Source organism: Azohydromonas sp., from assembly GCF_035325925.1.
GTDB lineage: Bacteria > Pseudomonadota > Gammaproteobacteria > Burkholderiales > Burkholderiaceae_C > Calidifontimicrobium.
In genome coordinates, this window is the sequence record NZ_DAOKZA010000109.1 from 1 (window position 1) to 2,589 (window position 2,589).

3 protein-coding genes are annotated in these 2,589 nt (G+C 70.5%); all 3 read right to left on the minus strand.

Annotation, left to right across the window (positions count from 1 at the left end; translation table 11 throughout):
- On the minus strand, positions 1 to 1,445 hold a 1,445-nt coding region (gene pnp / locus PKC53_RS18890), incomplete at its 3' end, for a polyribonucleotide nucleotidyltransferase (RefSeq protein WP_324431458.1).
- 198 nt (positions 1,446 to 1,643) lie between these two features.
- A complete protein-coding gene (rpsO, locus tag PKC53_RS18895; protein ID WP_324431460.1) occupies positions 1,644 to 1,913 on the minus strand; it encodes a 30S ribosomal protein S15 in 270 nt (89 codons plus the stop codon).
- A gap of 150 nt (positions 1,914 to 2,063) precedes the next feature.
- Positions 2,064 to 2,589 (minus strand): aminotransferase class I/II-fold pyridoxal phosphate-dependent enzyme (locus PKC53_RS18900; protein ID WP_324431462.1); only part of this gene is annotated, 526 nt, incomplete at its 5' end.

The following is a 2,589-nucleotide window of genomic DNA, read 5'->3' on the forward strand; positions in this document are numbered from 1 at the left end:
GCGAAGCGGTTGCCTTCCTTGATCAGGCCCATCGCGATGCCGGCGACGTGCGCCTTCATGGGCACGCCGGCGTCCATCAGCGCCAAGCAGCCGCCGCACACCGAGGCCATCGACGACGAACCGTTGCTCTCGGTGATCTCGCTGACCACGCGCATCACGTACGGGAAGTCGTCGCGGTCGGGCAGGCACGCGATCAGCGCGCGCTTGGCCAGCCGTCCGTGCCCGACCTCGCGACGTTTGGGCGTACCGACACGCCCGGTCTCGCCGGTGGCGAACGGCGGCATGTTGTAGTGCAGCAGGAAGCGGTCCTGGTACTCGCCGGCCAGCGCGTCGATCTTCTGCGCGTCCTGCTCGGTGCCCAGCGTGGCCACCACCAGCGCCTGCGTCTCGCCGCGCGTGAACAGCGCCGAGCCGTGGGTGCGCGGCAGGATGCCGGTGCGGATCTCGATCGGGCGCACGGTGCGCGTGTCGCGCCCGTCGATGCGCGGCTCGCCGGCGAGGATCTGGCCGCGCACGATGCGCGCCTCGATGTCGAACAACATCGCTTCGACCTTGACGGTGTCGAAGGCCACGCCTTCCTCGGTGAGCGCCCCGATCACGAAGGCGTAGGCCTCGCGGCAGGCCTGTGTGCGCGCCTGCTTGCTGCGGATCTGGTACGCGGCGCGCAGCCTGTCCTCGCCCAGCGCCGTGACCTTGGCGATGAAGGCCTCGTCCTTGGCCGGCGGGCTCCACAGCCCGGCGGCCTGCCACTCGGGCTTGCCGGCCTCGCGCACCAGCTCGTGGATCGCGTCGATCGCGACCCTGCCCTGCTCGTGGCCGTACACGACGGCGCCGAGCATCACCTCTTCGCTGAGCTGGTCGGCCTCGGACTCGACCATCAGCACGGCCGCCTCGGTGCCGGCGACCACCAGGTCGAGCTGGCTCGACGCGAGCTGCCCCTTGCCCGGGTTCAGCACGTACTCGCCGTTGACGTAGCCCACCCGTGCGGCGCCGATCGGCCCGTTGAACGGGATGCCCGACACGCTCAACGCGGCGCTGGTGGCGATCATCGCGGCGATGTCGGCCTGCACCTCGGGGTTCAGGCTGAGCACGTGGATGACGACCTGCACCTCGTTGAAGAAGCCCTCGGGGAACAGCGGGCGGATCGGGCGGTCGATCAGGCGCGACGTCAGCGTCTCGAGCTCGCTCGGGCGGCCCTCGCGCTTGAAGAAGCTGCCCGGGATGCGGCCGGCGGCGTAGGTCTTCTCGATGTAGTCGACGGTCAGCGGGAAGAAGTCCTGGCCCGGCTTGGCGTGCTTGGCGGCGACGACGGTGGCGAGCACGACGGTGTCGTCGATGTCGACGAGCACGGCGCCCGAGGCCTGGCGCGCGACCTCGCCGGTTTCCATGCGCACGGTGTGCGCGCCCCACTGGAAGGTCTTGGTGACTTTGTTGAACAGGCTCATGCGGAGTCTCCGGAGTTGGTGGCGTCACGCTTGCGGCGGTGCGCGGTACCGGGAGCGCCGGCCTCGAGGCGGGATGCCATTCCAGCGACGCGGCAAGCCGCGACGGTGGAATGACACAGCAGCGCCTGGCGGGGCTGGCTCCAAATGACGGGAGCCTGTGCTGCGGGGGCAGACAGGCTCCGGCGTGTCATCGCGGGCCTACTTGCGCAGACCGAGCTTGCCGATCAGCGCAACGTAGCGGTCGGCGTCCTTGCTCTTCAGGTACGCCAGCAGGCGCTTGCGCTGGTTGACCAGCTTGAGCAGGCCGCGCCGGCCGTGGTGGTCCTTGGCGTGGGTCTTGAAGTGCGGCGTCAGTTCGTTGATGCGCGCGGTCAGCAGCGCGACCTGCACCTCGGGCGAACCCGTGTCGTTGGCGCTGCGTCCGTTGGCCTTGACGATCTCGGCCTTGTCGATATTGGCGACTGCCATCGTGGATCCTTGCGATTTCCTCGGTCGGAAAGCCACGTCAGCGCGCGTTGCGGCGCCCTGCAGCGGTTTCCGGATTTCAACTTGCGGTCGCGGGTGAAACCGACCCGCGCCGTGCTCGACACGCCCGGTGGCCCGAAGCGCGACCGTGGATTATAGGCGCAACGCCCCGGCCAGCCGCTGCACCCCGTCGCGCAGGCGCTGCGGGTCGCGCGACGCGAAGCACCAGCGCAGCCAGCCCTCGCCCTCGGCGCCGAAGGCCGCGCCGGGCGCCAGCCCCAGGCCGTGGTCGACGACCAGCCGCTTGGCGAACGCCAGCGAGTCGTCCTGCCCGTCGAAGCGGAAGAACGCGTACATCCCGCCCGGCGGCGTGGCGACGCGCACGCCCGGCAGCGCCGCCAGCGCGCCGACCAGCTGGTCACGCCGCGCACGCAGCCGCTGCACCAGCGCGGGCACGAACTCGTCGGCGATGGCCAGCGCCGCGAGCCCGCCGCGCTGCACGAACACCGGCGCGCACGAGCTGTTGAACTCGATCAGCTTGCCCAGCGTGTCGGTCACGCCGGGCGGCGCAACCAGCCAGCCCAGGCGCCAGCCGGTCATCAGAAAGCTCTTCGAGAAACTGTGCGCGACCAGCAGCCGGTCGTCGGGGTCGGCTTGGTCGAGGAAACTCGGCGCCGCG